General features: G+C 72.9%; 3 protein-coding genes and 1 pseudogene. 1 reads left to right on the plus strand and 3 read right to left on the minus strand.

Features of this window, described 5'->3' with window-relative positions:
- Positions 1–462 (minus strand): annotated as a pseudogene (locus CR470_RS37025) (coagulation factor 5/8 type domain-containing protein); the annotation flags it as partial.
- A 300-nt stretch (positions 463–762) separates the two neighbouring features.
- Here CR470_RS37025 and CR470_RS37030 point away from each other — a divergent pair.
- The gene (locus CR470_RS37030; protein ID WP_097872095.1) at positions 763–1,266 is read left to right on the plus strand and encodes a DUF4265 domain-containing protein; all 504 of its coding nucleotides are present in this window, start codon (positions 763–765) and stop codon (positions 1,264–1,266) included.
- 109 nt (positions 1,267–1,375) lie between these two features.
- Here the strand turns inward: CR470_RS37030 and CR470_RS37035 are convergent, their stop codons facing one another.
- Both CR470_RS37035 and CR470_RS37040 read right to left on the minus strand, forming a co-directional pair.
- Positions 1,376–1,960, minus strand: a complete 585-nt coding sequence (locus CR470_RS37035; protein WP_097872096.1) for a sugar O-acetyltransferase — start codon at positions 1,958–1,960, stop codon at positions 1,376–1,378.
- Positions 1,957–2,964 (minus strand): MFS transporter (locus CR470_RS37040; protein WP_097872099.1); only part of this gene is annotated, 1,008 nt, incomplete at its 5' end. The genes CR470_RS37035 and CR470_RS37040, both read right to left, overlap by 4 nt.

A 2,964-nucleotide genomic window follows, 5' to 3' on the forward strand; every position in this document is an offset into this window, starting at 1 on the left:
GTTGGTGCCGCTGACCGGGTTCAGGGTCAGGTTCTCCGCCGAACGCCAGAAGTTCTGCGTCGCGTTCCCGTCGAACCAGCCCGCGTCCACGGTCACATCGCCGTTGAACGTGGTGTCGTTGGGGTGCAGGCCGAGACCCGCGATCTGTGTGTAGAAACCGATCTGCGCGTTGATGTCGTCGTACGTGCCCGGCTTGAACATCAGCGCGTAGCGGTCGGTGCCGAACTGAGCGGACTCCTGCTTCCTGAAGATCGCGTCGACCTTGCCCTGGATGTCGGGCGTCGAGGGGTCGAAGACATGGACGTTGGGGCCGAGGTCGCCGCCGCCCGGCACTGCCCCGGCCTCCTCGCCGAAGGCGGTCTGCGCGGTGGGTACGGACATGAGCAGCGCCACGGCGAGCGCGGCGAACCCGAGGGCCCGGATGCGGCGGCGGGCGCGTGGTGCGGTGGGGGGAGCATGCATGAGGTACGTCTCCTGGGTCGTGGTACGTGTGCACGACGAACGGACGAGAGAGCTTGGGGGGAAGCGGCGGGGGGAGAGCGCTCTCTTGTGACCGTGATGTTTCCTCCGTGGGCCTGTACGCGTCAAGAGGTGTGCGTCAGGAGCCTCAGGGGATGCCCCTGAATCCAACAACTGGCGTCAGCGATGGGGCAATTGACGGCTGTGGTGGGCTCGGGGCCGTCTCCGGCTTCAGAAACTGACGTCATGCCTGCTCGTCGGGGTGGACAGGCGGGCGCGCCGTGCGCGGGGGACCATGGGGCCATGAGTTCCCCCGCCGGCCAGGAACGCCCGCCCCGCGAAGCCCATCAGATCAAGGTCTGGTTCCGCTTCGTCCCGCGCGAGGGCTGGCTGCCCTACGACACCGAGGGGTTGTGGGCGACGCGCCTCGGCCCGGACACCGCCCGGGTGGACAACGTGCCCTTCCTCCAGGACGGGGTCGCCGAGGGCGAGACCGTACGGTTCCGCACGGACGACGACGGGGTCCACTGGGCCGTCGGCCGCGTGGCCGACTCGGGCAACTGCACCGTACGGGTGCTGCCGTTGCCGGACGGGCCGCTCGGGCGCGACGCCCGGGCCGTGCACGAGCGGCTCGCCGTCTTCGGGCTCACCGGAGAGGTCTTCAGCGCCGAGTTCCCGCTGGTCGCCCTGACCGTGCCGGGCGGCGCGGACCTGCGCGGGGTCAAGGCACTGCTCGCCCGTGGCCGGGACGAGGGCTGGTGGCACTTCGAGGTCTCGTGCGTCACCGACGCCTGGCGGGCCGCGTAGCACCCGAGGAGCTACGCCTGGCGGGCTGCCCAGCACCCGATGGGCTACGCCCGGCGGGGCCGCGGGAAGCCGGAGTGCCGCGGCCGGTGGGCCGCGGGGGCCCTGGGCGTCACGCCTCCTCCTCGCCGATCTTCCGGATCACCCGGGCCGGGTTGCCGACCGCCACCACGTATCCGGGCAGGTCCTTCGTGACGACCGCCCCCGCCCCGACCACCGTGTTCTCGCCGATGGTCACCCCGGGGCAGACGATCACCCCGCCGCCCAGCCAGACGTTGTCGCCGATGGTGATCGGCTGCGCGGCCTCCCACTTGGCGCGGCGCGGCTCGGGGTCGATCGGGTGGGTCGGGGTGAGCAGCTGGACGTTCGGGCCCATCTGGACGTCCGCGCCGATGGTGATGCGGGCGACGTCCAGGAGGACCGCGCCGAAGTTGATGAACGTCCTGGGTCCGATGGTGGTCTGGTAGCCGTAGTCGACCCGCAGCGGCGGCCGGACCTCCACGCCCTCGCCCACCTCGCCGAGGAGCTCGCCGAGGGCGGCACGCCGGGCCTCGGGATCGGCGGCCGAGGTGGCGTTGAAGCGCTCGCTGAGCACGGCCGCGTGCCGCGCCTCCGCCGCCAGTTCGGGGTCGTCGGCGATGTAGAGCTCGCCGGAGAGCATGGCTTCCTTCTGGCTGGGCCTGGCCTCGTCGCTCATGTGGTCTCTTTCTTGCGGGGTGTACGGGACGCTCGTGGTGATCCGTCCGCTACCGGCAGTCTGCCCCCGGCGTCCCCGGACCGGTCACGCAGCCCCGGGGCCAGCGCCAGCGTCACCGCCACCGAGATCCCCGCGACGGCCGCCATGCCCGTGGCGGGGGAGGTCAGCTGCGCGATGCCGCCCGCCACGGCCGCCCCCACGCCCTGCATGGCGAGCATCCCCGAGGAACTGAGCCCGAGCGCCTGGCCGCTCAGCTCCTGCGGGGTGAGGGCCATCAGCCGTTCCTGGAGCAGCAGACTCGCGGCGAAGCCCACGCTCGCCAGGACGACCGCCGCCAGCGCGAGGGGCAGCTCCGGACGCAGCGCGAAGAGCAGATAGGGCGCGGCGAGCAGCAGCCGGAGCGGGGACCCCAGCCGCGCCCGCCACCGTGCCGTGACGAACCGCCCGACCAGCGTGTCCCCGGCCAGCATGCCCAGGGCCCCGCCGGCGAAGAGGAGCCCGGCGTGCCCGGGTGCGTACGCGACGTACAGGGACTCGGCCCCGACGACGAGCCCGTTGGGCACCCACAGCGCCAGGAACACGTACCGGCGCGGCGTGGACGACCAGAGCAGCGCGTTCGTCCGCCGCGTCTCCCGGACCGACGGGCGGCCGGTGGCCCGGGGCGGCCGGGCGGACAGTCCGAAGCGGGTCACGGCCGCCGCGACGACGTACAGGCCCGCCCCGATCAGCAGCGTGCCGCGCGCCGAGAACACCGTCACCAGCAGCCCGCCCACCGCGAACCCGCAGATCTGCATCGCGCCGCCCGTCATGTTCAGCACGGAGCGGCCCAGCAGGAATCCCTCGCGCGGAACGATCTCGTTGAGCAGCCCGTACCGTACGCCCCCGCCCGGTGACGAGGCCGCGCCCCACACCAGCAGGACGGCGAACGCGGCCCACAGCGGCAGCCCGGGAGCGGCCTGGACGCAGGCGGCCCCGGCGGAGAGCAGCGCCAGGGTGGTCAGCGC

Origin of the sequence: Streptomyces sp. rh34, from assembly GCF_002551245.1 — a bacterium.
Lineage (GTDB): Bacteria > Actinomycetota > Actinomycetes > Streptomycetales > Streptomycetaceae > Streptomyces.

Coding starts and splice junctions, on each gene's coding strand:
- CR470_RS37030 (WP_097872095.1), top strand. CDS start 763: ATGAGTTCCCCCGCCGGCCAGGAACGCCCGCCCCGCGAAGCCCATCAG.
- CR470_RS37035 (WP_097872096.1), bottom strand. CDS start 1,960: ATGAGCGACGAGGCCAGGCCCAGCCAGAAGGAAGCCATGCTCTCCGGC.